At 73.4% G+C, this 25,526-nt stretch carries 20 protein-coding genes; 4 read left to right on the top strand and 16 right to left on the bottom strand.

Annotated features, from left to right (window positions below; all coding sequences use genetic code 11):
* Positions 1-17: 17 nt before the first annotated feature.
* The 4 genes from HZZ00_RS05400 to hrcA all read right to left on the bottom strand — a co-directional run bounded on the left by HZZ00_RS05400 (position 18) and on the right by hrcA (position 4,327).
* On the bottom strand, positions 18-764 hold the full coding sequence (locus HZZ00_RS05400; protein WP_180331133.1) for a 16S rRNA (uracil(1498)-N(3))-methyltransferase: 747 nt from the start codon (positions 762-764) through the stop codon (positions 18-20).
* A complete protein-coding gene (locus HZZ00_RS05395) occupies positions 761-1,834 on the bottom strand; it encodes a nitronate monooxygenase (RefSeq protein WP_180331132.1) in 1,074 nt (357 codons plus the stop codon). Before HZZ00_RS05395 ends, HZZ00_RS05400 begins: the two co-directional genes overlap by 4 nt.
* A gap of 339 nt (positions 1,835-2,173) precedes the next feature.
* A complete protein-coding gene (gene dnaJ, locus HZZ00_RS05390; protein WP_180331131.1) occupies positions 2,174-3,310 on the bottom strand; it encodes a molecular chaperone DnaJ in 1,137 nt (378 codons plus the stop codon).
* Complete coding sequence (gene hrcA, locus HZZ00_RS05385; protein WP_070027039.1) at positions 3,311-4,327, bottom strand: heat-inducible transcriptional repressor HrcA; 1,017 nt, start codon at positions 4,325-4,327, stop codon at positions 3,311-3,313.
* A 163-nt stretch (positions 4,328-4,490) separates the two neighbouring features.
* On the opposite strand from hrcA, the gene HZZ00_RS05380 reads away from it, so the two are divergent.
* Complete coding sequence (locus tag HZZ00_RS05380) at positions 4,491-5,213, top strand: MBL fold metallo-hydrolase (protein ID WP_070027040.1); 723 nt, start codon at positions 4,491-4,493, stop codon at positions 5,211-5,213.
* A 34-nt stretch (positions 5,214-5,247) separates the two neighbouring features.
* A complete protein-coding gene (locus HZZ00_RS05375) occupies positions 5,248-6,057 on the top strand; it encodes a DUF3097 domain-containing protein (protein WP_180331130.1) in 810 nt (269 codons plus the stop codon).
* A gap of 100 nt (positions 6,058-6,157) precedes the next feature.
* Here HZZ00_RS05375 and hemW read toward each other — a convergent pair whose 3' ends face one another.
* The 4 genes from hemW to lepA form a co-directional block, all read right to left on the bottom strand.
* Positions 6,158-7,390: a radical SAM family heme chaperone HemW gene (gene hemW, locus HZZ00_RS05370; protein WP_180331129.1), complete on the bottom strand. Its 1,233-nt coding sequence runs from the start codon at positions 7,388-7,390 to the stop codon at positions 6,158-6,160.
* 43 nt (positions 7,391-7,433) lie between these two features.
* Positions 7,434-9,254, bottom strand: a complete 1,821-nt coding sequence (locus HZZ00_RS05365; protein ID WP_180333394.1) for a SpoIIE family protein phosphatase — start codon at positions 9,252-9,254, stop codon at positions 7,434-7,436.
* Between the two features lie 181 nt (positions 9,255-9,435).
* Complete coding sequence (locus HZZ00_RS05360; RefSeq protein WP_180331128.1) at positions 9,436-11,310, bottom strand: long-chain fatty acid--CoA ligase; 1,875 nt, start codon at positions 11,308-11,310, stop codon at positions 9,436-9,438.
* A gap of 269 nt (positions 11,311-11,579) precedes the next feature.
* A complete protein-coding gene (lepA, locus tag HZZ00_RS05355; protein WP_180331127.1) occupies positions 11,580-13,454 on the bottom strand; it encodes a translation elongation factor 4 in 1,875 nt (624 codons plus the stop codon).
* Positions 13,455-13,679: 225 nt separating this feature from the next.
* Here lepA and rpsT point away from each other — a divergent pair, with 225 nt between their 5' ends.
* Positions 13,680-13,946: a 30S ribosomal protein S20 gene (gene rpsT / locus HZZ00_RS05350; protein WP_070027045.1), complete on the top strand. Its 267-nt coding sequence runs from the start codon at positions 13,680-13,682 to the stop codon at positions 13,944-13,946.
* 191 nt (positions 13,947-14,137) lie between these two features.
* Here the strand turns inward: rpsT and holA are convergent, their stop codons facing one another.
* The 3 genes from holA to HZZ00_RS05335 all read right to left on the bottom strand — a co-directional run bounded on the left by holA (position 14,138) and on the right by HZZ00_RS05335 (position 16,362).
* Positions 14,138-15,127 (bottom strand): DNA polymerase III subunit delta, encoded by a 990-nt coding sequence (gene holA / locus HZZ00_RS05345; RefSeq protein WP_180331126.1) that lies wholly within the window; start codon positions 15,125-15,127, stop codon positions 14,138-14,140.
* Positions 15,128-15,193: 66 nt separating this feature from the next.
* Positions 15,194-15,439 carry a hypothetical protein gene (locus tag HZZ00_RS05340; protein WP_180331125.1) on the bottom strand — a complete coding sequence of 82 codons (246 nt, stop codon included), beginning with the start codon at positions 15,437-15,439 and terminating at the stop codon, positions 15,194-15,196.
* Positions 15,440-15,480: 41 nt separating this feature from the next.
* Positions 15,481-16,362 (bottom strand): YceI family protein, encoded by an 882-nt coding sequence (locus HZZ00_RS05335; RefSeq protein WP_180331124.1) that lies wholly within the window; start codon positions 16,360-16,362, stop codon positions 15,481-15,483.
* Between the two features lie 275 nt (positions 16,363-16,637).
* On the opposite strand from HZZ00_RS05335, the gene HZZ00_RS05330 reads away from it, so the two are divergent.
* Positions 16,638-17,153, top strand: coding sequence for a DUF3761 domain-containing protein (locus HZZ00_RS05330; RefSeq protein WP_180331123.1), 516 nt, complete (start codon positions 16,638-16,640; stop codon positions 17,151-17,153).
* A 26-nt stretch (positions 17,154-17,179) separates the two neighbouring features.
* Here the strand turns inward: HZZ00_RS05330 and HZZ00_RS05325 are convergent, their stop codons facing one another.
* From HZZ00_RS05325 to leuS, 5 genes are all read right to left on the bottom strand, one after another.
* Complete coding sequence (locus HZZ00_RS05325; protein WP_180331122.1) at positions 17,180-19,702, bottom strand: ComEC/Rec2 family competence protein; 2,523 nt, start codon at positions 19,700-19,702, stop codon at positions 17,180-17,182.
* A complete protein-coding gene (locus tag HZZ00_RS05320; protein WP_180331121.1) occupies positions 19,699-20,697 on the bottom strand; it encodes a ComEA family DNA-binding protein in 999 nt (332 codons plus the stop codon). The genes HZZ00_RS05325 and HZZ00_RS05320 overlap by 4 nt, the downstream gene beginning before the upstream one ends.
* A 202-nt stretch (positions 20,698-20,899) precedes the next feature.
* A complete protein-coding gene (locus HZZ00_RS05315; RefSeq protein ID WP_180331120.1) occupies positions 20,900-21,745 on the bottom strand; it encodes a DegV family protein in 846 nt (281 codons plus the stop codon).
* Between the two features lie 85 nt (positions 21,746-21,830).
* Entirely contained in the window at positions 21,831-22,484 is a 654-nt protein-coding gene (locus tag HZZ00_RS05310) for a hypothetical protein (protein ID WP_180331119.1), read from the bottom strand.
* A gap of 128 nt (positions 22,485-22,612) precedes the next feature.
* A complete protein-coding gene (gene leuS / locus HZZ00_RS05305) occupies positions 22,613-25,486 on the bottom strand; it encodes a leucine--tRNA ligase (RefSeq protein ID WP_180331118.1) in 2,874 nt (957 codons plus the stop codon).
* Positions 25,487-25,526: the final 40 nt, after the last annotated feature.

The following is a 25,526-nucleotide window of genomic DNA, read 5'->3' as shown; positions in this document are numbered from 1 at the left end:
AGTCTCCCGGTTGAGGTTCAGGACCAGCGGCCGGTGCGTCCCAGCAGCAGGGCCGCCGCGGCGGTACCGGCGGTGGAGGTGCGCAGCACGCTGGGGCCCAGCACGTACGCCTTCGCGCCCGCCTCCTCGAACAGCGCCAACTCGTCGCGGGAGACGCCCCCTTCGGGGCCGACGACCAGTACGATCTCGCCCCGCGCGGGCAGCTCGGCCGTGGCCAGCGGCTCGCTGACGTGCTCGAAGTCGGAGTGCAGCACCCCGGCGAAGTCCGCATCGGCGAGCAGCGCGGCCACCTGCTTGGTCGTCGCCGCGTCCGCGACCTCGGGGAAACGCACCCGCCGGGACTGCTTGCCGGCCTCGCGGGCGGTGGCCCGCCACTTGCCGAGCGCCTTGAGGCCCCGGTCGCCCTTCCACTGCGTGATGCACCGCGCGGCCTGCCACGGCACGATCGCGTCGACGCCGACCTCGGTCATCGTCTCGACGGCCAGCTCACCCCGGTCGCCCTTGGGCAGGGCCTGGACGACGGTGATCCGGGGGCTCGGCGCGGCCTCCTCGTGGATCCCGCTCATGTGGACGAGCAGCCGGTCCTTGCCCTCGCTGCCGATCACCTCGCACACCGCGTAGCGCCCGGCGCCGTCGGTGAGCACGACCTCCTCGCCGGGCTGGAGCCGCTTCACGGACACCGCGTGCCGGCCCTCGGGGCCGTCCAGGACGTACCGGCCGCCGTCCGCGTCGAAGCCGGGGACGACGAAGACCGGGGCGGTCACCGGGCACCGTCCTTCGCCAACGCGGCGCGGGCCTCGGCGAGTTCGTCCGCGAGCACCTCGACCAGCCGCCCGGCGGGCAGGTCCCGGGCCAGCCGGTGGCCCTGGCCCGCCCACAGTGCCATGCCCTGCGCGTCCCCGGCCTTGGCGGCGGCCTTGCGCAGCGGGGAGGTGAGGTGGTGGACCTCGGGGTAGGCGGCGGGCGCGTACGGGCCGTGCTCGCGCAGGAAGCGGTTGACCAGTCCGCGTGCCGGGCGCCCGGAGAACGCGCGGGTCAGCTCGGTGCGCGCGAACAGCGGATTGGTCAGCGCCTCCTTGTGCACCGCGGGGGCACCGGACTCGGGCGTGGCGAGGAACGCGGTGCCCAGCTGGGCCGCGCTCGCGCCCGCCGCGAGGACGGCGGCGATCTGGCTGCCGCGCATGATGCCGCCCGCGGCGACGACCGGGATGCCCACGGCCTCGCGGATCTGGGCGACCAGCGACAGCAGTCCGATGCCGGTGCCGTCGTTCTCCGCGATGTCCCGGTGGGTGCCCTGGTGGCCGCCGGCCTCCACCCCCTGGGCGATCACCGCGTCCGCTCCGGCCCGCTCCACCGCGAGGGCCTCCTCGGCGGTGGTGGCGGTGACCAGCGTGACCGTGCCGGCCCGCCGCAGCCGCTCCAGCGCCTCGGGGCTCGGCACGCCGAAGTGGAAGGAGACCGCGGGTACCGGGTCGTCCAAAAGTACGGCGAGCTTGGCGTCGTAGCCGTCGTCGCGGCCGCCGTCCGGATCGCCCAGCTCGGTCTCGTACCAGGCGGCCTCGCCGGCGAGCTGATGGGCGTAGACCTCCACCGCGCCGCTCTCCGCGTGCTCCGGCTGCGGCATGAACACGTTGACGCCGAAGGGGCGGTCGGTGAGTCCCCGCAGCCGCTTGATCTCCTGGTACATGCCGTCGGCGGTCTTGTACCCGGCGGCCAGGAACCCGAGCCCGCCGGCCCCGGACACCGCGGCGGCGAGCTCCGGCACGGAGACGCCGCCCGCCATGGGTGCCTGCACGATCGGGTGGGGGAGAAGATCGGTCAGTGCGGAGGACATGACCGCATGGTGTCACGTCCTCCGAACAAGTCCGAATCGGGCGTCCGCATCGGCATATTCCACTACGCGCCCGGTCAGCGCGCCGCGGACGTCCGCCGTCCCGGCCCGGTCAGCGCCCGTTGAACGCGTCCTTCAACCGCGAGAACAGACCCTGCTGCCCCGGCCGGCTGTGCCCGCCCGGGGGACGACCCCCGGACCCCCGGCCACGGCTCCGGACAGCGGCGTCAGCGACCGTTGAACGCGTCCTTCAGCCGCGAGAACAGACCCTGCTGCCCCGGCCGGCTGTGCCCGCCCGGGGGACGACCCCCGGTCCCCCGGCCACGGCTCCGGACAGCGGCGTCAGCGACCGTTGAACGCGTCCTTCAGCCGCGAGAACAGGCCCTGCTGCCCCGGCTGGAACTGGCCCTGGGGGCGTTCCTCGCCGCGCAGCTTGGAGAGTTCGCGCAGCAGGCGCTCCTGTTCGGGGTCCAGCTTGGTCGGCGTCTGGACCTCGACGTGGACGACCAGGTCGCCCCGGCCGCCGCCGCGCAGATGCGTGACGCCCCGGTTGTGCAGCGGGATCGACTGGCCGGACTGGGTGCCGGGCCGGATGTCGACCTCCTCCAGGCCGTCCAGAGTCTCCAGCGGCACCTTGGTGCCGAGGGCCGCCGCGGTCATCGGGATCGTCACCGTGCAGTGCAGATCGTCGCCGCGGCGCTGGAAGGTGCTGTGCGGCAGCTCGTGGATCTCGACGTACAGGTCGCCGGCCGGACCGCCGCCGGGGCCGACCTCGCCCTCGCCCGCGAGCTGGATCCGCGTGCCGTTGTCGACACCGGCCGGGATCTTCACCGTCAGCGTGCGCCGCGAGCGGACGCGGCCGTCGCCGGCGCACTCCGGGCACGGGGTCGGCACCACGGTGCCGAAGCCCTGGCACTGGGGGCACGGCCGCGAGGTCATGACCTGGCCCAGGAAGGACCGGGTGACCTGCGAGACCTCGCCGCGGCCGCGGCACATGTCACACGTCTGCGCGGACGTGCCCGGAGCCGCGCCCTCGCCGTTGCAGGTGTTGCAGACGACCGCGGTGTCGACCTGGATGTCCTTGGTGGTCCCGAAGGCCGCCTCGTCCAGCTCCACCTCGATCCGGATCATCGCGTCCTGGCCGCGCCGGGTGCGCGAGCGCGGCCCGCGCTGCGACGCCGTGCCGAAGAACGCGTCCATGATGTCGGAGAAATTGCCGAAGCCACCGGCTCCGAAGCCGCCCGCGCCGGCGCCGCCGGACTGCGAGAGGGGATCTCCGCCGAGGTCGTAGACCTGCTTCTTCTGCGGGTCCGACAGCACCTCGTAAGCGGCGTTGATCTCCTTGAACCGCTCCTGGGTCTTCGGATCGGGGTTGACGTCCGGGTGCAGCTCGCGCGCGAGCCGGCGGAACGCCTTCTTGATCTCATCCTGCGACGCGTCGCGGCGCACGCCGAGAACGGCGTAGTAGTCCGTGGCCACTTACGACTCCGCCAGGATCTGTCCGACGTACCGTGCCACTGCGCGTACCGCTCCCATCGTTCCCGGGTAGTCCATGCGGGTCGGTCCGACCACGCCGAGCTTGGCAACCGCCTCGCCGCCCGAACCGTAGCCCACCGACACCACGGAGGTTGAGTTGAGTCCTTCGTGGGCGATCTCGTGCCCGATGCGCACGGTCATGCCCGGATCCTTCGCCTCGCCGAGGAGCTTGAGGAGCACGACCTGCTCCTCCAGCGCCTCCAGGACGGGCCGGATCGTCAGGGGGAAGTCGTGTCCGAAACGGGTGAGATTGGCGGTGCCGCCGATCATCAGCCGCTCCTCGTTCTCCTCGACCAGTGTCTCCAGAAGAGTGGAGAGCACCGTGGAGACCGTACCCCGATCCTCGGGTTCGAAGGCGTCCGGCAGGTCCTCGACCAGTGTCGGCACGTCCGCGAACCGGCGGCCCGCGACCCGGCTGTTCAGCCGCGCGCGCAGATCCGCCAGGGACGCCTCGCCGAACGGCGCCGGGCAGTCCACCATCCGCTGCTCGACCCGGCCGGTGTCCGTGATCAGCACCAGCATCACGCGCGCCGGGGCGAGCGCGAGCAGTTCCACGTGCCGCACGGTGGACCGGGTCAGGGAGGGGTACTGCACGACGGCGACCTGCCGGGTCAGCTGCGCGAGCAGCCGTACCGTGCGCGCCACCACGTCGTCGAGGTCGACGGCGCCGTCCAGGAAGTTCTGGATCGCGCGCCGCTCGGGCGCGGTCATCGGCTTGACGCCGGCGAGCTTGTCGACGAACAGCCGGTAGCCCTTGTCGGTGGGGATGCGCCCCGCGCTGGTGTGCGGCTGGGCGATGAACCCCTCGTCCTCCAGGGCCGCCATGTCGTTGCGCACGGTGGCCGGGGAGACGCCGAGGTTGTGCCGCTCGGTCAGGGCCTTCGACCCGACCGGCTCCTCGGTGCCGACGTAGTCCTGGACGATGGCGCGCAACACCTGAAGCCTGCGTTCACTCAGCATTCGCGCGCACCTCCAGCACGTCGTCCCCTTCTGTCCCTCGGTTCGGGCGCCTGGCACTCTTCGCGTGCGAGTGCCAGCGTTCCCCGGCCCAGTGTACGGCCGTGGGGTACGCACCGGGCAAGGTCGGTGCCCCCGTGACCGCTCGTGGGGCTAGCGTCGCGGTATGACGGTGACTTGGGAAGAGCGGGGATGGGAGCGGCTGACCACGGGGGTCGGGCGGTGCCGCCTGCCGGGCTGGGACTGCACGGCGGGGCTGGTCCTGGGCGCGGACACGGCGCTGATGGTGGACGCCGGGTCGAGCCTGGGCGAGGGGGCGCGGCTGCGGGCGGCGGCGGAGGAACTGGCGGGCGGCCGTGTGACCCATCTCGCGCTGACCCACGCCCATTTCGACCACGTCTTCGGCGCCGCCGCGTTCGCGGGGGCGGCGGTGTACGCGGCGGTGGGCGCGGAGGCGGTGCTCGCCGGCGAGCGCGACGCGCTGCGCCACGACGCCGTCCACCACGGGCTGCCGGCGGCGGACGCGGAGGAGGCGGCGCTGGCGCTGGTCCCGCCGCGGCACCTGGTCTCCGGGGAGCGCACCCTGGACCTCGGCGGGGGCCGCCAGGTGCTGCTGGCCAACGTCGGCCCCGGCCACACCGCCCACGACCTGGTGGTCCTGGTGCCGGGCGAGCGAGAGGTGGTGTTCTGCGGCGACCTGGTCGAGGAGTCCGGCGAGCCCCAGGCGGGCCCGGACGCCGTACCGTCCCGCTGGCCGGCCGCGCTGGACCGGCTGCTGGCGCTGGGCGGCGAGGACGCGCTGTACGTGCCCGGTCACGGAGCGGTGGTGGACGCGGCCTTCGTACGGCGCCAACGGGACGCCCTGGCCGCCCGTTTCGGCGTGTCGTGAGCGCCCGCCCCGCTCTTCTCCTATCGTCATCCGAATGCGCCAGTACTCCTCCGACCTCACCCCGCCCTGGAAGAAGTCCCAGCCGGTGCCGGAGGTGCCCGCGCAGCCGGGCCTGGTCGTGGAGGAGCCCGGCACCGGGTTCTGCGGCGCGGTGATCCGCTGCGAGGCGGGCACGGTCACGCTGGAGGACCGCTTCGGCAAGCACCGCGTCTTCCCGCTGGAGCCCCGCGGTTTCCTGCTGGAGGGCCGCCCGGTGACCCTCGTGCGCCCCGCCGCCGCCCCGGCCCGTCCCGCCCGCACGGCATCCGGTTCGGTCGCGGTGCCCGGCGCCCGCGCCCGTGTGGCCCGCGCCGGCCGTATCTACGTCGAGGGGCGGCACGACGCCGAGCTGGTCGAGAAGGTCTGGGGCGACGACCTGCGCATCGAGGGCGTGGTCGTGGAGTACCTGGAGGGCGTGGACCACCTGCCCTCGATCGTCGCCGACTTCGGCCCCGGCCCCGACGCCCGGCTCGGCGTCCTGGTGGACCACCTGGTGCCCGGCAGCAAGGAATGGCGCATCGCCGAGTCGGTGACCAGCGAGCACGCCCTGGTCGTGGGCCACCCCTACATCGACATCTGGGAGGCGGTGAAACCCGCCTCCCTGGGCATCGCCGCCTGGCCCGCCGTGCCCCGCGGCCAGGACTGGAAGACGGGCGTGTGCCGCGCCCTCGGCTGGCCGTCGGACAACACCGGCGCGGTGTGGCAGGCGATCCTCAAGCGGGTCGGCTCCTACAAGGACCTGGAGCCGGAGCTGCTGGGACGCGTGGAGGAGCTGATCGACTTCGTCACGGGCGGCGGGGCGTGACCCCTCCGGGGACCAGGTCGCCTGGCCTGACCCCTCCGGGGGCGGGTGGCCCGGTCCTCCGGGTCGCCGGGCGGATCGGTCCACCAGGCCGTCGGGGTGGTCAGTCCACCAGGTCCCGCACCACCGCGTCGGCGAGCAGCCGGCCGCGCAGGGTGAGCACGGCGCGGCCCTCGGCGTAGGGGCCCTCCTGGAGGAGTCCGTCCGCCACGGCCCGGCGCGCGGCCGTGAGGCCCGCCTCCTTCAGCAGGTCCAGCGGCGCGCCCTCGCGGAGCCGGAGCTCCAGCAGGATGCGCTCGACGCGGCGGTCCTCGGCGGTCAGTACCTCGCGGCCGGCGCCCGGGGAGCGGCCCGCGGCCAGGGCGGCGGCGTAGGCGCCGGGGTGCTTGACGTTCCACCAGCGGACGCCGCCCACGTGCGAGTGGGCGCCCGGCCCGGCGCCCCACCAGTCCGCGCCGCGCCAGTACAGCTCGTTGTGCAGGCAGCGGCCGGCCGCGGAGGTGGCCCAGTTGGAGACCTCGTACCAGGCGAAGCCCGCGGCGGAGAGCGTCTCCTCGGCGATCAGATAGCGGTCGGCGTGCACGTCGTCGTCGGTCATCGGGACCTCGCCGCGGCGGATCCGGCGGGCGAGCTGGGTGCCTTCCTCCACGATGAGCGCGTAGGCGCTGACGTGGTCGGGGCCGGCGCCGATCGCCGCCTGGAGGGAGGCCCGCCAGTCGTCGTCGCTCTCGCCCGGGGTGCCGTAGATCAGGTCGAGGTTGACGTGGTCGAAGCCCGCCGCACGCGCCTCCGCCACGCACGCCTCGGGGCGCCCGGGGGTGTGGGTGCGGTCCAGGACCCGCAGCACGTGCTGCTTCGCGCTCTGCATGCCGAAGGAGATCCGGTTGAAGCCGCCCTCCCGGAGGGCCGCGAGGTAGGCGGGGTCGACGGACTCGGGGTTCGCCTCCGTGGTGACCTCGGCGTCCGGGGCCAGCCCGAACTCGTCGCGGATCGCCGCCAGCATCCGTACGAGGTCGTCGGCGGCCAGCAGGGTGGGCGTGCCGCCGCCGACGAAGACCGTGCGGACCGGGCGCGGATCGTCGCCGAGCACCTTGCGGGCGAGCCGGATCTCGTCGGTGAGGGTGTCCGCGTAGTTGTCGCGGGAGGCGAGCACCCCGCCGGTGCCGCGCAGCTCGGTCGCGGTGTAGGTGTTGAAGTCGCAGTAGCCGCAGCGGGTCGCGCAGTACGGCACGTGCAGATAGAAACCGAGCGGACGCTCCACCGCCCCGGCGAGCGCGTGTGCGGGCAACGCGCCGTCGTCGGGAACGGGCTCACCGTCGGGGAGTGCGGAAGGCATACGACCCATTGTCCAGCACCGCCGCGCTCCCCCGGCCGCCGTCTCATCCCGCCTGGAGCACCAGCAGCGCCAGGTCGTCCTCCGGCGGGGCCTCGCCGAAGGTGTGCACCAGGTGGCGGATCCTTTCCGCGATCTCCTCCGCGGTGAGGCCGGCGCAGGAGGCCAGGGCGTCGGCGAGGCCGTCGGCGTCGTCGAACTGGCGGGAGCCGCAGCGCCGCTCGGTCACCCCGTCGGTGACGCACAGCAGGCTGTCGCCGGGCAGCAGGTCCAGCGTCTCGCTGACGTAGGTCTCGTCCTCGACCACGCCGAGCAGGGTCTGCGGGCGGGCCGCGGTGCGCACGGCGCCGTCGGGGCCGAGGACCAGCGGGAGCGGGTGCCCGGCGGAGGCCAGGGTGCAGCGGACCCCGCCGTCGAACGGGATCAGCTCGCCGTAGAGCAAGGACAGGAAGCGGGTCTGCGGGCCCTCCCCTGGCGCCACGGCCAGGCCGTCGGCGACCACCAGCGCGCGGGCCGCGGCGTCCGCCGCCTCGGTGGCGTCGTCCAGGAGGAGCTGGTTGAGGCGGTCCAGCACGTCGGCCACCCGGTAGCCCTCGCGGGCCAGCAGCCGCAGCCAGGGCCGCGCGAGGCCGATGACGACCGCCGCCTCCGGACCCTTGCCCTGCACGTCGCCGATGGCGAAGCACCAGCGGCCGTCACCCGCCGGGAACAGGTCGTAGAAGTCGCCGCTGGGCCCGCTCTTGTCGCAGGGCTCGTAGACCAGCGCGCTGCTCATCCCGGGGATCTCCGCGACGGCGCCGGGCAGCAGGCCCCGCTGGAGCACCGCGCTGATGGTGGCCTGGCGGGCGTACTGCCGGGCCGCGCCGATGGCGAGCGCCACCCGGCGGGCCAGGTCCTCGACCAGCCCGGTGATCTCGTCCGGGAAGCGCGTGAGCCCGCACCGCCCGATGACCAGCGTGCCGAGCGGCCGCCCGCCCGCGACCAGCCGGTACGCCAGCGCCGTGCCGTCGGCGCCCTGCGGGCCGAGCGAGGCGCCGGGCCACGGGTACGGCTCGGGGCCGAACCCCACCGCGTCCCCCGTCCGCGGCGGCTCCTTCTCCAGCGCGCCGCGCAGTTCCTCGATGCGGTTCTCGCTGGCGTGCCAGACCCGGGCGGGGCCGTCGTACGACCCGCCGCGCGCCGACGCCTCGTCCTCCAGCCACACCGCGCACCAGTCGGCGAGCCGGGGCACGATCAGCTGGCCGGTGAGGGCCGTGACCAGGTTCTCGTCCAGCTGCCCGGCGAGCAGGTCGGAGGCCTCGGCGAGGAAGGACAGCGCGCCCCGGCCGAGCCAGTCCCGGTCGCTGTCGGCGCGCTGCGCCTGCGGGGCCAGGTCCTCGGCGACCTCCAGGGCGTCCTGATCCCGGGCGCCGGCCGGGGTCTCCTTGCCGCCCGGCGGCAGCCTGGCCCACACCGACTTGGCGCCGGTGCGGTAGGTGACACCCCAGGACTCGGCGAGCGCGCCGACCAGCCGCAGCCCCCGCCCGTACTCCGGGATCTCGTACGGCGGCTCGCCCGCGGTCGCGTCGCGCGGCGGCCGGGCCGGGTGCCGGTCGCCGACCTCGACCACGAACGCGCCGTCCTCCTCCAGGCACCAGTCCAGGTCCATCTCGGTGCCGGCGTGCACCACGGAGTTGGTGACCAGCTCGCTGACGACCGCCAGCGCGTCGTCCAGCAGCCGGGGCGCGACTCCGGGCGCCTCGGCCAGCGCGGCCCGCACCAGGGCCCGCGCCGAGCCCGGCGCGACCGGGCTGCCGGGCAGCGTGACGTGGCCGCGCGCCCCGGCGCCCCGGCCCTCGGTCTCCCACTGGGTGGGTATGGCCGCCATGTCCATGCGGCCAGGGTGACAGAAGGGCGTCACGCATAAGCGTGAAGTCACCGAACTGCCCACTCCTGGCCGAGAACCGTGCTACGACGGGACTGAAAGGCGGCGCCTTTCGAGCGCTCCCTTCCTTTCGGCCCCGCCCGCCCCGCCGCTCCCCCGCGTCCCGCCGCGGCTCCCGCGTCCGCTACTTCTCGCGGGTCCCGGCGTACATCTCGTCGATGAGTTCCTTGTACTCCCGCTCCACCACCGGCCGCTTCAGCTTCAGGCTCGGCGTGATCTCGCCGTGCTCCACGTCGAGGTCCCGCGGCAGCAGCCGGAACTTCTTGATGGTCTGCCAGCGCTGGAGCCCGGCGTTGAGCTGCTGTACGTAGCCGTCGACCATCTCGACCGTCGCCGGGGCGGCGACGACCTCGGCGTACGGCTTGCCCTCCAGGCCGTTCTCCTTCGCCCACTCCATGATCGCGTCCTCGTCCAGGGCGATGAGGGCGGTGCAGTAGTTCCGGTCGGCGCCGTGCACGAGGATGTTGGAGACGTACGGGCAGACCGCCTTGAACTGGCCCTCCACCTCCGCCGGGGCGACGTACTTGCCGCCGGAGGTCTTGATGAGGTCCTTCTTGCGGTCGGTGATGCGCAGATAGCCGTCGGGCGAGAGTTCGCCGATGTCACCGGTGTGGAACCAGCCGTCGGACTCCAGCACCTCGTCGGTCTTGTCGGGCAGCTTGTGGTAGCCCTGCATGATGCCCGGGCCGCGCAGCAGGATCTCGCCGTCGTCGGCGATGCGCACCTCCGTGCCGGGCAGCGGCTTGCCGACCGTGCCCGTGCGGTAGGCCTCGCCGGGGTTCACGAAGGAGGCCGCGGAGGACTCGGTGAGGCCGTACCCCTCCAGGATGTGGATGCCGGCGCCGGCGAAGAAGAAGCCGATCTCCGGGGCGAGCGCGGACGCGCCGGAGACACAGGCGCGCAGCCGGCCGCCGAAGGCCTCGCGGATCTTGGCGAAGACGAGGGTGTCGGCGACCTTGTGCTTGGCGGCCAGGCCGAAGGGCACGGTGCGGTTGCCGGTGCGCCGGAAGTTGTCCTGCTCCGTCCTGGCGTACTCGCGGGCGACCTCGGCGGCCCACTGGAAGATCTTGTACTTGGCCGCGCCGCCCTCGCGGGCCTTGGCGGCGACGCCGTTGTAGACCTTCTCGAAGATGCGCGGCACCGCGGCCATGTAGGTCGGCCGCACCACCGGCAGGTTCTCGATGATCTTGTCGACGCGGCCGTCCACGGCGGTGACGTGACCGATCTCGATCTGCCCGGAGGTGAGCACCTTGCCGAAGACGTGCGCGAGCGGCAGCCACAGGTACTGCACGTCGTCGGGGCCGAGCAGCCCGGTCGCGGAGATGGCCCTGGCCATGTACGACCAGTTGTCGTGCGGCAGGCGCACGCCCTTGGGGCGGCCGGTGGTGCCGGAGGTGTAGATGAGGGTGGCGAGCTGGTCCTTGGCGAGGGCGCCGACCCGCTCCTTGATCAGCTCCGGGTGCTGCTCCAGATGGGCCGCGCCGCGCTTCTCCAGCTCGTCCAGGGTGATCACCCAGTCGTCGCCGTCCACGCCCGCCGGGTCGATGACGACGACCTTGGTCAGCTCCGGCAGCTCGGCGCGCTTCTCGGCGGCCTTGGCGACCTGCGCGGCGTCCTCCGCGATCAGCACCCGGCTCTCGGAGTCGGAGAGGATGAACGCGGACTCGTCGGCGTTGGTCTGCGGGTAGATCGTGGTGGTGGCGCCGCCGGCGCACATGATGCCGAGGTCGGCGAGGATCCACTCCACCCGGGTGGAGGAGGCCAGCGCCACCCGCTGCTCGGGCTGGATGCCCAGCTCGATCAGACCGGCCGCGATGGCGTAGACCCGCTCGGCCGCCCCCGCCCAGCTCAGCGACTTCCAGTCGTCGGGCCCCTGGCCGGACGCGGGCGGCACCGGGTAGCGGTAGGCCTCGGCGTCCGGTGTGGCCGCCACGCGCTCCAGGAAGAGGGCCGCGACGGACGGCGGACGGTTCTCGATCAGGGTCTGTGTGTCGCTCACGACATCCTCCGGGGCCCGCGACAGCGCGGCTGGTACTCGGTGCGGCTGGGTTAACTCACGGTGGTGTTCGGGCTTGTTTAACTCGCGAGTAACTATCGAGCAGGCATCAGGGTAAGGCGCGAGTGCCCGCTGCGTAAGGGGCTTCGGCCTGTCTCTTTCCCCGCGCTCGCGCCCCTGGGCGGCGCCGGGTACGCGCGGGGCCCGCCGCGCTTTCGCACGACGGGCCCCCTGCTGTCCGTTTTGGGCATGTGACCGAATGCCGACCCCGGTTACTTCTTGCCCTTGCCCGACCCCGCGCTGTCATCGCTGGACAGGACCGCGATGAAGGCCTCCTGCGGAACCTCCACCGAACCCACCATCTTCATCCGCTTCTTGCCTTCCTTCTGCTTCTCCAGCAGCTTGCGCTTACGGGAGATGTCACCGCCGTAGCACTTGGCGAGGACGTCCTTGCGGATGGCGCGGATGGTCTCGCGGGCGATGACCCGGGAGCCGATGGCGGCCTGCACCGGCACCTCGAAGCTCTGCCGCGGGATCAGCTCCTTGAGCTTGGCGACGAGCCGTACGCCGTACGCGTACGCCTGGTCCTTGTGGGTGATCGCCGAGAAGGCGTCGACCTTGTCGCCGTGCAGCAGGATGTCCACCTTGACCAGGCTGCTGGCCTGCTCGCCGGTGGGCTCGTAGTCGAGCGAGGCGTAGCCGCGGGTCTTGGACTTCAGCTGGTCGAAGAAGTCGAAGACGATCTCCGCGAGCGGGAGGGTGTAGCGGATCTCGACACGGTCCTCGGAGAGGTAGTCCATGCCGAGCAGGGTGCCGCGCCGGGTCTGGCACAGCTCCATGATCGCGCCGATGAACTCGGTGGGCGCGAGGATCGTCGCCCGCACGACCGGCTCGAAGACCTCGTCGATCTTGCCCTCGGGGAACTCGCTCGGGTTGGTGACCGTGTGCTCGCTGCCGTCCTCCATGACCACGCGGTAGACCACGTTGGGGGCGGTGGCGATCAGGTCGAGGCCGAACTCGCGCTCCAGACGCTCCCGGATCACGTCCAGGTGCAGCAGGCCGAGGAAGCCGACGCGGAAGCCGAAGCCGAGGGCGGCGGAGGTCTCCGGCTCGTAGACGAGGGCGGCGTCGTTGAGCTGGAGCTTGTCCAGCGCCTCGCGCAGCTCCGGGTAGTCGGAGCCGTCCAGCGGGTACAGGCCCGAGAACACCATCGGCTTGGGGTCCTTGTAACCGCCGAGGGCCTCGGTGGCGCCCTTGTTCTGGCTGGTGACGGTGTCACCGACCTTGGACTGGCGGACGTCCTTCACGCCGGTGATCAGGTAGCCCACCTCGCCGACGCCCAGGCCGTCGGCCGGCAGCATCTCGGGCGAGCTGACGCCGATCTCCAGCAGCTCGTGGGTCGCGCCGGTCGACATCATCTTGATGCGCTCGCGCCTGTTGAGCTGGCCGTCGATGACACGGACGTACGTCACGACACCGCGGTAGGAGTCGTAGACCGAGTCGAAGATCATCGCGCGGGCGGGCGCGTCGGCGACGCCGACCGGGGCCGGGATGTCCCTGACGACCCTGTCGAGCAGCGCGTCGACGCCGAGACCGGTCTTCGCGGAGACCTTGAGCACGTCGTCCGGCTCGCAGCCGACCAGGTTCGCCAGCTCCTCGGCGAACTTCTCCGGCTGGGCGGCCGGCAGGTCGATCTTGTTGAGCACGGGGATGATCGTGAGGTCGTTCTCCATCGCCAGGTAGAGGTTGGCGAGGGTCTGCGCCTCGATGCCCTGGGCGGCGTCGACGAGGAGGATGGTCCCCTCGCAGGCGGCCAGCGACCGCGAGACCTCGTAGGTGAAGTCGACGTGCCCCGGGGTGTCGATCATGTTGAGGATGTGGGTCGTGCCCTGGTCGGGGCCCTCGGTCGGGGCCCAGGGCAGACGCACCGCCTGGGACTTGATCGTGATGCCGCGCTCGCGCTCGATGTCCATCCGGTCGAGGTACTGAGCACGCATCTGCCGCTGCTCGACCACACCGGTCAGCTGGAGCATCCGGTCGGCGAGCGTGGACTTGCCGTGGTCGATGTGCGCGATGATGCAGAAGTTGCGGATCAGAGCCGGGTCGGTACGGCTCGGCTCGGGCACATGGTTAGGGGTCGCGGGCACGCAGGGTCCTGTCTCTTGAGGCGCCTTATGCCTCGGGTCGGATCGATACGTAGTCTCCATGGTCCCACGCGGAGGGACCGAGGGGCGTTTTGGGCCGGTCGCAGGGCCACTGGTACTGTAGATGGCTGTGCCTCATGCCCTCTCGGCCGAGGCACGTCAGAGAAATTTTGGATCACCGGTACGGGACCCGAGCGGCCCCGTGCCTGAACCTGAAAAGGCTCCTTCGTGGCGAACATCAAGTCCCAGATCAAGCGGATCAAGACCAACGAGAAGGCTCGGCTGCGCAACAAGGCCGTCAAGTCCTCCCTGAAGACCGCGATCCGCAAGGCCCGTGAGGCCGCTGCCGCGGGTGACCTCGAGAAGGCCACCGAGCTGCAGCGCGCCGCCGCGCGTGCCCTCGACAAGGCCGTCTCCAAGGGCGTCATCCACAAGAACCAGGCCGCCAACAAGAAGTCGGCGCTTGCTTCCAAGGTCGCGACCCTCAAGGGCTGAGTTCTCCCTTTGATCTGACCGCCGGAAGGACCCAGAGCGGGCCCTCTCTCATCCGCTCCCGACCGGCACCCAGAGCCTGTTCGCGGCCTGCGTTCGCCACGCGGGAACGGGCTCGACAGTTTTTGACCGGGAACCCCGGCATCCTTCCCTTCCCCAGGGCGGGTGCCGGGGTTCTCGGCGTACGGGAGCCGCTATCCCCGCCCGCGCGACCGGGCGGCCCGCGCGATCACCACGACCGCCTTCTCCAGCGCGTACTCGGGGTCGTCCCCCCCGCCCTTCACGCCCGCGTCCGCCTCGGCGACGGCCCGCATCGCGACCGAGACGCCGTCCGGCGTCCACCCCCGCATCTGCTGGCGCACCCGGTCGATCTTCCACGGCGGCATCCCCAGCTCCCGCGCCAGGTCCGCGGGGCGCCCCCCGCGCGCGGAGGACAGCTTCCCGATCGCGCGCACGCCCTGCGCCAGCGCACTGGTGATCATCACCGGGGCCACGCCCGTCGCCAGCGACCAGCGCAGCGCCTCCAGCGCCTCCGCGGTACGCCCCTCCACCGCCCGGTCCGCGACCGTGAAGCTGGAGGCCTCGGCCCGACCGGTGTAGTAGCGCCCGACGACGGCCTCGTCGATCGTGCCCTCGATGTCCGCGACCAGCTGGGTCACGGCGGACGCCAGCTCGCGCAGGTCACTGCCGATGGCGTCGCACAGCGCCTGGCACGCCTCGGGGGTCGCCGAGCGCCCCGCGGTGCGGAACTCCGCCCGCACGAACGCCAGCCGGTCCGCGGGCTTGGTCATCTTCGGGCAGGCCACCTCCCGCGCCCCCGCCTTGCGCGCGGCGTCCAGCAGGCCCTTGCCCTTGGCGCCGCCCGCGTGCAGCAGCACGAGGGTGATCTCCTCGGCGGGCGAGGCGAGGTACGCCTTCACGTCCTTGACGGTGTCGGCCGACAGGTCCTGCGCGTTGCGCACCACGACGACCTTGCGCTCGGCGAACAGCGAGGGGCTGGTCAGCTCGGCGAGAGTGCCGGGCTGCAACTGGTCCGGGGTCAGATCCCGTACGTCCGTGTCGGCGTCGGCGGCCCGGGCGGCGGCCACCACCTCCCGCACCGCACGGTCGAGCAGCAGGTCCTCCTGGCCCACGGCAACGGTCACCGGGGCGAGGGGGTCGTCGTTCGCAGTCTTCCTGGCCATCGCACCAAGCATCCCACGCCCCACCGACAACGCCCCCGGCCGCGGCCCGCACCGCGCCCCCGGGTCCTACGGTTCCTCGCGCCAGCCGTCCCACTGCGCCGCGAACGCGTCCAGCTCCCGGGGGTCCAGCCGTTCCTCCTCGTCGGCGAGTACGACCAGCCACTGGGCGTCCTCGGCGTCGTCCTCGCCGGCCAGCGCGTCGCGGAGCAGCCGGGGTTCCTCGTCCAGGCCGAACCGCTCCCCGAGCGCCTCGGCCGCCTCCTGCGCGGCGTCCCGGTCGGGCAGCACCAGCACGTGTCTCACATCGCTCACGCCGCCATTGTCCGGCACCCGCCCGGGAGCTGGCCGCCAGGTCAGCCCTTGGGCACGATCTGCACGTCCAGGTCGACGCGGATGCTCGGCCCCACCACCGCGATCCCCCGGGCAAGCATCGACTGCCAGCTGACCGTGAAGTCGTCGCGGTGCAGTTCGGTGGTGGCCCGGCAGGCGGCCCGGGTCTCGCCCTCGATGCCGTTGCCGAGCCCGAGGTACTCGGTGTCGAGCGTCACCGTGCGGGTCACGCCGTGCAGCGACAGCGCTCCGGTGACCGCCCAGCGGTTGCCGCCCTTGTGCGTGAAGCGGTCGCTGTAGAACTCCAGCGTCGGGAACCGCTGTACGTCAAGGAAGTCCCCCGAGCGCAGATGGTCGTCGCGCATCCGGACCCCGGTGTCGATGGACGCCGCGTCGATCACCACGTGCATCGCCGACTGCTCGATCCGCTCGGCGATCCGCACCGCCCCGGCGAACGAGTCGAACCGCCCGTGGACGCGGGCCAGTCCGATGTGCCGCGCCGTGAAGGCGATGGCGGAGTGCGCGGGGTCCACCTCCCAGTCGCCGGGCGCCGGCAGCTCGGGCGGCGGGGCGAGCTGGAGGGTGACGTCGCCCAGCGAGGCGAGGGTGTCCTCGGCGACCAGCGCGGTGGCCCGGTAGGGCGCGTACCCCTCGGCGGACACCGCGAGCCGGTACTCCCCGGCCGGCACGGTCGTCAGGAACGAGCCGTACGGGTCCACACCGCCCGACACCACCTTGCGGCCCATCGGGTCGCTGACCGTGAACTCGGCGCCGGTGACCGGCTGGTTGACCGGGTCGACCACCCGGCAGCTGAGCACTCCCGCGCCGGGCGGTGTCCGAACCGCCCCCAGGGGACCCGTCTGCTGCATCCGGTTCGTCCGATCACCCAGCCAGCGGCCGAACATCTACGACACACCCCTGTACGCCTCGACATCTTCTGTTGCCGAAGATTCATTCGATCACTGTTGCGGCTTTCGAGGCAACACGAACCCACATCACGGCAATCCAGCGCATGCGCCGGAACTGCGGAAACTGCGGGGACTGCGCCCTTTCGCCGCCCGGCGCCTGATTCGCACCATCACCTCACTCCATCACGAACGGGCCACCACTTCACGGAAACTTCACACGAACATCACGAGCGGAGCTACGGTCTTACCTCCGAACTCGCTTGGGGGGACACATGAACAACCCGTACGTCATGCCGCCACGGCCGCCGCACCCGCCCGGGCGAACGGCCCCGCGATGGGCGCGCAAGCGGTACGTGCTGCCGGGGATCGGACTCGCCTTCCTCCTCGGCATCGGAGCCGGCGCCGGCGGACAGGGCGGCGGGGGCGACGCGCAGCCGGCCGCCGCCAAGGTCCGGCCGACCGCCACGGTCACCGCCACCGCCACCGCCACCGCGACGGCCACGCAGACGGCGGCGCCCGAGCCCGCGCCCACGGTGACCGCCACGAAGACGGTGAAGGTCGAGGTGACCGTCACCCGGCACGCGCCGGCCGCGGGCTCGGGGAACTCCGGCGGCAGCGGGGGTTCGTCGGGCGGGTCGTCGGGGAGCGGGGGCTCCGGCTCCTCGGGAGGCTCCGGCGGAGCCGGGAACGGCGCCACCGCCCGGTGCAACGACGGCACCTACTCGTACGCCGCCCACCACCAGGGCGCCTGCTCGCACCACGGGGGCGTGGCCGTCTTCTACCGGTAGGCGGACCGCGCGGCCGCGTCGGCCGTTCAGGGTCCCTCGCGCGTCACCTGCACCTCCCGGCCCGGACCGGCGGCTCCTTCGCCCCCGCCGACCGCGAGCGCCCCGTCCCGGTCGGTCCGCAGCACCAGCGCGCCACCGGCCCGCAACGCGGCCACCGTCGACGGGGCCGGGTGCCCGTAGGGGTTGCCGGTGCCGCAGGAGATGAGCGCCAGCCGGGGCGCCGCGAGCCGTATCAGCTCCGGGTCCTGGTACGCCGACCCGTGATGGGCCACCTTCAGCACGTCCACGCCGGCCAGCTCGGCCGCCCGCGGTGAGCGCAACAGGGCCTGCTGGTCCGGGGGTTCGAGGTCGCCGAGGAGCAGCAGCCGCAGCCCGCCGGTGCGGACCAGCAGGGCCACGCTGGCGTCGTTCGGGCCGTCGAAGGCCGGCGCGGCGTCCGCCGGCGGCCACAGGACGCGCCAGGTCAGCGGGCCGGTGCGCCGCTCCTCGCCCGCGACGGCCCGGGTGACCGGGATGTGCCGGGCGGCGGCCTCCTTCCTGACGAACTCCGCCTCCTGCCCCGGCTCCTCGAACCCGGTCGTCTCGATCGCGGCGACCTCCCGGCCCCGCAGCACACCGGTCAGCCCCGCCACATGGTCGGCGTGGAAGTGCGTCAGCACGAGGAGGGGGACGCGGGTGATGCCCAGCCGCCGCAGACAGCGGTCGACCGGTGCCGGATCGGGGCCGGTGTCCACGACCACCCCGGCCCCGGCGCCCGCCGACAGCACGGTCGCGTCGCCCTGTCCCACGTCGCACATCGCGAACCGCCAGCCCGGCGGCGGCCAGCCCGTCACCACCCGGGTCAGCGGCGCCGGCCGCACCACCGCCAGCAGGAGCAGCGCGCCGAACAGCCCGCACCACCACGGGTGGCGCACCAGCCGCCGCCCGGCCAGGACGACGGCCACGGTGACCGCCGCGAGCAGCAGCGCTCCCGGCCGGCTGCCCGGCCAGTCCACCCCCGCCCCGGGCAGCGCCGCCCCGGCCCGGGCGACCCCGGCGATCCACCGGGCGGGCCAACTCGCGCACCACGCCAGCGCCTTGGCCAGGGGCATGCCCGCCGGTGCGGTAGCGAGCGCGGCGAAGCCCAGCACCGTCGCGGGCGCCACCGCCGCCTCGGCCAGCAGGTTGCAGGGCACCGCGACCAGGCTCACCCGGGCCGACAGCACCACCACGACCGGCGCGCACACCGCCTGCGCCGCGAGGGCCGCCGCCAGCGCCTCGGCGAGCCTCGGGGGCACCCCGCGCCGCCGCAGCGCCTCGCTCCAGCCGGGGGCGAGCAGCAGCAGCGCCCCGGTGGCCAGCACGGAGAGCAGGAAGCCGTAACTGCGGGCCAGCGAGGGGTCGTACAGCACCAGCAGCAGTACGGCCGTGGCCAGCGCCGGGACGAGGGATCTGCGGCGGCCGGTGGCCAGGGCGAGCAGCGCGACCGCTCCGCAGGCCGCGGCCCGCAGCACGCTGGGGTCGGGGCGGCACACGATCACGAAACCGAGCGTGAGCACCCCCGCGAGCAGGGCGGTCGCCCGCAGCGAGAGTCCCAGCCGGGGGGCCAGGCCCCGGCGTTCGGCCAGCCGGGCCAGGCCGGGCGGGCCGACGAGCAGGGCGAGCAGCACGGTGAGATTGCTGCCGGAGACCGCGAGCAGATGGGTCAGGTCGGTCGCCTTGAAGGCGTCGTCCAGCTCGGGGGTGATCCGCGAGGTGTCCCCGACGACCAGCCCCGGCAGCAGCGCCCGCGCGTCCCCCGGCAGCCCGTCCGTCGCCTCCCGCAGCCCCGCCCTGAGCCGCCCCGCCAGTCGCTGCGTCCCGCTCGGCCCCGCCACGACCCGTGGCCCGGACCCGCCGCGGACCCGGAGCACGGCCGCCGTCCGGTCGCCCCCGGCGAGGGCGGGTACCAGCCGCCCGGTCACCCGCAGCGTGGTGGACGGCAGCAGCCGCAGCCAGGCCGCCCGGTCTCCCCGGGCCCGCGGGACGCCCCCGGGTGCCGGGGCTCCCGCGTCGACGATCATCAGGACCGGCGCCCTGGTCCGCGTCGCCCTCCCGCCGGTCTCCTCGACGCGCAGCACCCGTGCCTCAAGCAGCACCGCCACCGGGGCCGCGTGGTCGCCGCGCACCCGGGGCCGGCTCAGCCGGGGGTCGGCGGTCAGCCGCGCCTCGGCGGTCACGGTGGCGGACCGGCGGGCCAGCTCGGGCACCGGTCCGCGCCGTACGTCCGCTCCGTGCAGTCCCGCCGACGCGGCCGATGCGGCGGCGCAGAGCAGCACCGCGGCGAGCGAGGACCGCGCCCACCCGGGCCGTCCGCGGGCCCGCCGCGGCGCGCTCCCGGACCGTCCCGCAGCGAGCAGGAGCACTCCGCAGGCCAGGCAGCCGAGCACGATGCCGAGGGTCCGGGCCGGCGGCGCGTCCGGCGTCAGCGCCGCCATGGCCCAGGCCGCGAGCGCGGGCGGCACCAGACGCAGGTCGAGGGGGCCCGGCTCGCCCGCCGGTACGGTGCCCCGCACCTGGGCGCCGCTCATGGCCGTACCAGGTCGCGCAGGTCGGTGAAGCGGCGGTCCCCGATGCCGTTGACCTGGCGCAGCTCGTCCACCGAGCGGAAACCGCCGTGCCGGGTGCGGTAGTCGATGATGTGCCGGGCCAGCACCGGGCCGACCCCGGGCAGGGTGTCGAGCTGGTCCTCGGTGGCCGTGTTGAGGGAGATCTGCCCGGCCGGACCGGACGGGGCGGCGGGCCCGGCGGGCGCTCCACCGGCCCCTTGGCCGCCGCCCGCCCCCTGCCCGCCGACCACCACCTGCTCGCCGTCGACCAGGAAGCGCGCCCGGTTGAGCCCGTCGGTGTCCACTCCCGGCCGGACGCCGCCCGCCGCCCGCAGCGCGTCGGCCACCCGGGAGCCGGCCGGGAGCCGGCGGACGCCGGGGTCGCGGACCTTGCCGCCGATGTCCACCACGATCTCCCCGCCCGGAGTCGGGGAGGCTCCCCCGCCCACGGCCGGCGCCTCCCCTCCCCCGCCCGGCGCCCTCGGGGGCGTCGCCTGGGCGCGCACCACCTGAGGGGCGCTCACGGTCTGCGGCCGGCCCGTCCAGAAGTGCTGCACCGCGAAGAGGGCGGCGGCCGCCAACAGCACGGCGAGGGCGACCGTCCCCCGGCGCTCCACCCCGCACCGCGCCTGCAACCACACCGGCAGCCGCTCCCGCAGCGCCGCCCCGGCCCGTTCGCGCCGGCCCGGGAACACCCCGTCGTACGGCTCCGGCGGCTTGACCGGTTCCGCCGCGGGCGGCGAATCCTGGTCCGGCACGCCCTGTTCCGGCGGTGCTTTCCCGGACTCCCCCCACTGCACGGCGCGTTCGCCGAAGAGGAGTTCCGCTCTGCGGCGCAGGTCGTCCGCGGGTGCGTGCGCGCGGGGGCGGACGCGTCGGTGCTCGCTCGTGCGATGGCGCACGCGGCCGTCGGAGGCGGGGCCACGGCCGGGGCCGCTGGTCGGGGTTACGGTGCGGGAACGTGATCGAAGTGCCATGGCACGAGGATCGGACATCCCGCCCCATCGCGATGATCTTGGTCAATTCCCGGGGACAGCCGCCCGGTTGTGGATAACTCCGTCACCCGTGTGAGTGGCCGCTCGTCAGGGCGGGCGCCCCGTCCGGCGCCGGATCCGGCCCGAGATCCGCGGCCGCCGGTCACCGGGACGGACCCGAGTCCCACCGGGACGGGCCCCGGTCTCACCGAGGCGAGACCACCGCACCCAGCAGCCCCGGCCCCGTGTGCGCCCCGATCACCGCGCCGACCTCGCTGACGTGCAGTTCGGCCAGGCCCGGCACCCGTTCCCGCAGCCGGTCGGCGAGGGCGGCGGCGCGCTCGGGCGCGGCCAGGTGGTGGACGGCGATGTCGACCTCGGCGCTTCCCGCGCGCTCGGCGGTGATCTCCTCCAGGCGGGCGATCGCCTTGGACGCCGTACGCACCTTCTCCAGCAGCTCGATGCGGCCGCCGTCGAGCTGGAGCAGGGGCTTGACCGCGAGCGCGGAGCCCAGCAGGGCCTGGGCGGCTCCGATGCGGCCGCCGCGGCGCAGGTAGTCGAGGGTGTCGACGTAGAAGTAGGCGGAGCTGCCCGCGGCCCGCTTCTCGGCGGCCGTGACCGCCTCGTCCACGGTGCCGCCCGCCTCCGCCGTCTCGGCCGCGGCCAGTGCGCAGAAGCCGAGGGCCATCGCGACCATCCCGGTGTCCACCACCCGCACCGGCACCGGCGCCTCGCGCGCGGCGAGGACGGCCGCGTCGTAGGTGCCGGACAGCTCGCCGGACAGGTGCAGGGAGACGATGCCGCTCGCGCCGGACCCGGCGACCTCGCGGTAGGTCTCGGCGAACACCTCGGGAGCGGGGCGGGAGGTGGTGACGGGGCGTCGTTTCTGCAGCGCCTGGGCGAGGGCGCGGGTGGAGATCTCGGTGCCCTCTTCGAGCGCCCGGTCGCCGAGGACCACGGTCAGCGGCACCGCGGTGATGCCGTGGCGCTCCATCATCCGGGGCGGCAGGTAGGCCGTTGAATCGGTGACGATGGCGACATGGCGGGACATGAGCTGGAGGTTACCTGCCGTAGCGCGCACACGGCAGCCCGGCCCCCCGGGGTGTGCGCCCGGCGCGCTGCGCCCGGGCGAGGCGTCATGTGGTGCTTTCCGGGCGGGGGTTCTTCTGCCAGGGGTAGCCGGGGCGCGGGCCGGGCGGGGTGATCGGGGGCGGGACCGGCTCCTCGGCGGCCCGGGGCCCGGCAGGTCCGGTCCAGTGGCGCAGGGCGTCGGCCTCCAGGTCGATCTGGGCGCTGAGCGCGCCCAGGTCGTCGTCGGCGAAGCGGCGGGCCCGGTCGCGGGCGGCCCAGCGCAGCGCGTCCGCGGACTTGGCGATCTGCTCGGTGCGGGCGCGCAGTTCGGGCAGGCGGGCGGCGAGCGTGGCCCGGTCCGGCTCGGACTCCAGGCGCTTGAGGTCGGCCTCCAGCTCGCGTCCGTGCACGCTCAGGCGCTCGAAGAGACCGACGGATTCCTTGAGCGACTCGTCCTCGGCGGCGCCCGCGTACAGCGCTTCCTGGGTGGCGCGCATCGAGGTGCGCAGGGTGAGCCGCAGCTGGGCCAGCTCGGCGGCCGGGCCGACCTGCGCGAAGGACTTGGCGCGCAGCGTGTGGTCCTCGACGGTGCGCCGGGCCTGCCCGATGGTGCGGTCCACGCCGCGCTTGGCGGCGCTCACCACCTTGATCGTGGCGTACGCGCCGAGGACGACGAAGGCCAGGAAGAAGAGGGCGATGACGATGATCACTGCTTCCACGACGCTCCTCCTCGGACCGGTGCGCCGCGCGACGCGACACTCCTCCACCGTAAACGCAACGGGCAGGCCCGGGGTTCCAGAAAAACCCCGAACCTGCCCGTAGGGGAGTACCCCGAGAGGCGTCGCCGTTACGCCGGCACGATGTTCACCAGCTTCGGCGCGCGCACGATCACCTTGCGGATGCCCGCGCCGTCCAGCGCCGCGACGACCTTCTCGTCGGCCAGTGCCACCTTCTCCAGCTCCTCCTCGGAGATGCCGGGCGCCACCTCCAGGCGGGCCTTGACCTTGCCCTTGATCTGCACCACGCAGGTCACCGTCTCGTCCACCACGTAGGCGGGGTCGGCGACGGGGAAGTCCCGGTGGACGACCGAGTCGGTGTGGCCCAGGCGGCGCCACAGCTCCTCGGCGATGTGCGGGGCCAGCGGGGCGACCATCAGCACCAGCGGCTCGGCCACCGACCTCGGCAGCGCCGCGCCGGCCTTGGTCAGGTGGTTGTTCAGCTCGGTGATCTTGGCGATGGCGGTGTTGAAGCGCAGGCCCTCCAGGTCCTGGCGCACCCCGTCGATCGCCTTGTGCAGCGCGCGCAGCGTGTCCTCGTCGGGCGCCGTGTCGACCACGGTGACCTCGCCGGTCTCCTCGTCCACGATGTTGCGCCACAGCCGCTGCAGCAGCCGGAACTGGCCGACCACGGCACGCGTGTCCCAGGGGCGGGAGACGTCCAGCGGGCCCATCGCCATCTCGTACAGGCGCAGGGTGTCGGCGCCGTACTCGGCCGCGATCTCGTCCGGGGTCACCGCGTTCTTCAGGGACTTGCCCATCTTGCCCAGCAGGCGGGTGACCTTCTCGCCCTGGTAGTAGTACGCGCCGTCGCGCTCCTCCACCTCGGCGGCCGGCACGGCGATGCCCCGGCTGTCGCGGTAGACGTAGGCCTGGATCATGCCCTGGTTGAACAGCTTGTGGAACGGCTCGGCGGAGGAGACGTGCCCCAGGTCGTACAGGACCTTGGACCAGAAGCGGGCGTACAGCAGGTGCAGCACGGCGTGCTCGGCGCCGCCGACGTACAGGTCGACACCGCCGTGCGGCATGCCCTCGCGCGGGCCCATCCAGTACTGCTCGATCCCGGGGTCGACCATCCGCCGGTCGTTGTGCGGGTCCAGGTAGCGGAACTCGTACCAGCAGGAACCGGCCCAGTTGGGCATGGTGTTGGTCTCGCGGCGGTACTTCTTCGGCCCGTCGCCCAGGTCCAGGGTGACGTGCACCCACTCCTCGTTGCGCGACAGCGGGGTCTCGGGCTGGGTGTCCGCGTCGTCCGGGTCGAAGGTGCGCGGGCTGTAGTCCTCGACCTCCGGCAGCTCCAGCGGCAGCATCGACTCGGGCAGCGCGTGCGCGACGCCGTCCTCGTCGTAGACGATCGGGAAGGGCTCGCCCCAGTAGCGCTGGCGGCTGAACAGCCAGTCGCGCAGGCGGAAGTTGACGGTGCCCTGGCCGATGCCCTTGCGCTCCAGCCACTCGGTGACCCGCGCCTTGGCCTCGGTGACGTTCAGGCCGTCCAGGTCGACGCCCTCCCCGCGCGAGTTGACGATCTTCGCGTCGTACGAGGCGAACGCGTCGTCCCACTCGGCGGGGTCGGTGCCGCGGCCGTCGGTCGGCTCGACCACGCAGCGCATGGGCAGCTCGAAGGCGCGCGCGAAGGCGAAGTCACGGGTGTCGTGCGCCGGTACGGCCATGATCGCGCCGGTGCCGTAGCCCATCAGGACGTAGTCGGCGATGAAGACGGGGACGCGCTCGCCGTTGACCGGGTTGGTCGCGAACGCGCCGGTGAAGACGCCGGTCTTGTCCTTGGCCTCGGCCTGCCGCTCGACGTCGGACTTGGCGGCGGCCTGCGCGCGGTAGGCGGCGACGGCCTCGGCGGGCGTGGCGTGGCCGCCGGTCCACACCTGGTGGGTGCCCTCGGGCCAGGCCTGCGGGGTGAACGCGTCGACCAGGGGGTGCTCGGGCGCCAGCACCATGTAGGTGGCGCCGAACAGGGTGTCCGGGCGGGTGGTGAAGACGGTGATGTGCTCGCCGTCGATCGGGAAGTCGACGCGGGCGCCCTCGCTGCGGCCGATCCAGTTGCGCTGCTGCAGCTTGATGGCCTCGGGCCAGTCCAGCTCCTCCAGGTCCTCCAGCAGGCGGTCGGCGTAGGCGGTGATGCGCATGTTCCACTGGCGCAGCTTGGCCTTGAAGACCGGGAAGTTGCCGCGCTCGGAGCGGCCGTCGGCGGTGACCTCCTCGTTGGCCAGCACGGTCCCCAGACCGGGGCACCAGTTGACCGGCGCGTCGGAGGCGTAGGCCAGGCGGTACTCGCCCAGGACGTCGGCGCGCTCGCGGGCGCTCAGCTCGTTCCAGCCGCGCGTGGTGCCCGGGATCGCGCGCTCACCGGTCTCGAACTGGGCGATCAGCTCGCCGATCGGACGGGCCTTGCGGGCCTCGTCGTCGTACCAGGAGTTGAAGATCTGCAGGAAGATCCACTGGGTCCACTTGTAGTAGTCCGGGTCGATCGTGGCGAAGGACCGGCGCTTGTCGTGGCCCAGGCCCAGCCGGCGCAGCTGGGCCTTCATGTTCTCCATGTTGGCCTCGGTGGACACGCGCGGGTGCGTGCCGGTCTGCACGGCGTACTGCTCGGCGGGCAGGCCGAAGGCGTCGAAGCCCAGGGTGTGCAGGACGTTGTGGCCGGTCATGCGCTGGAACCGGGCGTAGACGTCGGTGGCGATGTAGCCCAGCGGGTGGCCGACGTGCAGGCCCGCGCCGGAGGGGTACGGGAACATGTCCATGATGAACTTCTTGGGCTTGGCGGCGCCGTCGCCCGCCAGGTCGCCCGTGGGGTTGTCCGCGGCGTAGGTGCCGTCGGCGTCCCAGAAGTCCTGCCAGCGTGCCTCGATGTCGGCTGCCATGGCGGCCGTGTAGCGGTACGGGGCGGCCTCCGCCGGGGTAGCGGCGGCAGCGGGGTTCGTCTCGCTCATGATCCTCAAAGCTCCATCGATCGTCCTGCCAGCGGCTGTG

It is taken from the genome of Streptomyces sp. NEAU-sy36, assembly GCF_013423905.1.
In the GTDB taxonomy this organism is placed as follows: Bacteria; Actinomycetota; Actinomycetes; order Streptomycetales; family Streptomycetaceae; genus Streptomyces; species Streptomyces misionensis.
Note: the sequence above shows the minus strand (reverse complement) of the source record. Positions and strands in the feature narration are given on the sequence as shown.

Excerpts from the sequence above, each read along its gene's own strand:
- HZZ00_RS05395 (WP_180331132.1), bottom strand. The coding sequence starts at position 1,834 with ATGTCCTCCGCACTGACCGATCTTCTCCCCCACCCGATCGTGCAGGCA.
- HZZ00_RS05320 (WP_180331121.1), bottom strand. The coding sequence starts at position 20,697 with ATGGCACTTCGATCACGTTCCCGCACCGTAACCCCGACCAGCGGCCCC.
- HZZ00_RS05335 (WP_180331124.1), bottom strand. The coding sequence starts at position 16,362 with ATGTTCGGCCGCTGGCTGGGTGATCGGACGAACCGGATGCAGCAGACG.
- HZZ00_RS05330 (WP_180331123.1), top strand. The coding sequence starts at position 16,638 with ATGAACAACCCGTACGTCATGCCGCCACGGCCGCCGCACCCGCCCGGG.
- HZZ00_RS05375 (WP_180331130.1), top strand. The coding sequence starts at position 5,248 with ATGCGCCAGTACTCCTCCGACCTCACCCCGCCCTGGAAGAAGTCCCAG.
- HZZ00_RS05380 (WP_070027040.1), top strand. The coding sequence starts at position 4,491 with ATGACGGTGACTTGGGAAGAGCGGGGATGGGAGCGGCTGACCACGGGG.
- HZZ00_RS05365 (WP_180333394.1), bottom strand. The coding sequence starts at position 9,254 with ATGGCGGCCATACCCACCCAGTGGGAGACCGAGGGCCGGGGCGCCGGG.
- hemW (WP_180331129.1), bottom strand. The coding sequence starts at position 7,390 with ATGCCTTCCGCACTCCCCGACGGTGAGCCCGTTCCCGACGACGGCGCG.
- HZZ00_RS05325 (WP_180331122.1), bottom strand. The coding sequence starts at position 19,702 with ATGAGCGGCGCCCAGGTGCGGGGCACCGTACCGGCGGGCGAGCCGGGC.
- holA (WP_180331126.1), bottom strand. The coding sequence starts at position 15,127 with ATGGCCAGGAAGACTGCGAACGACGACCCCCTCGCCCCGGTGACCGTT.
- leuS (WP_180331118.1), bottom strand. The coding sequence starts at position 25,486 with ATGAGCGAGACGAACCCCGCTGCCGCCGCTACCCCGGCGGAGGCCGCC.
- HZZ00_RS05315 (WP_180331120.1), bottom strand. The coding sequence starts at position 21,745 with ATGTCCCGCCATGTCGCCATCGTCACCGATTCAACGGCCTACCTGCCG.
- hrcA (WP_070027039.1), bottom strand. The coding sequence starts at position 4,327 with ATGCTGAGTGAACGCAGGCTTCAGGTGTTGCGCGCCATCGTCCAGGAC.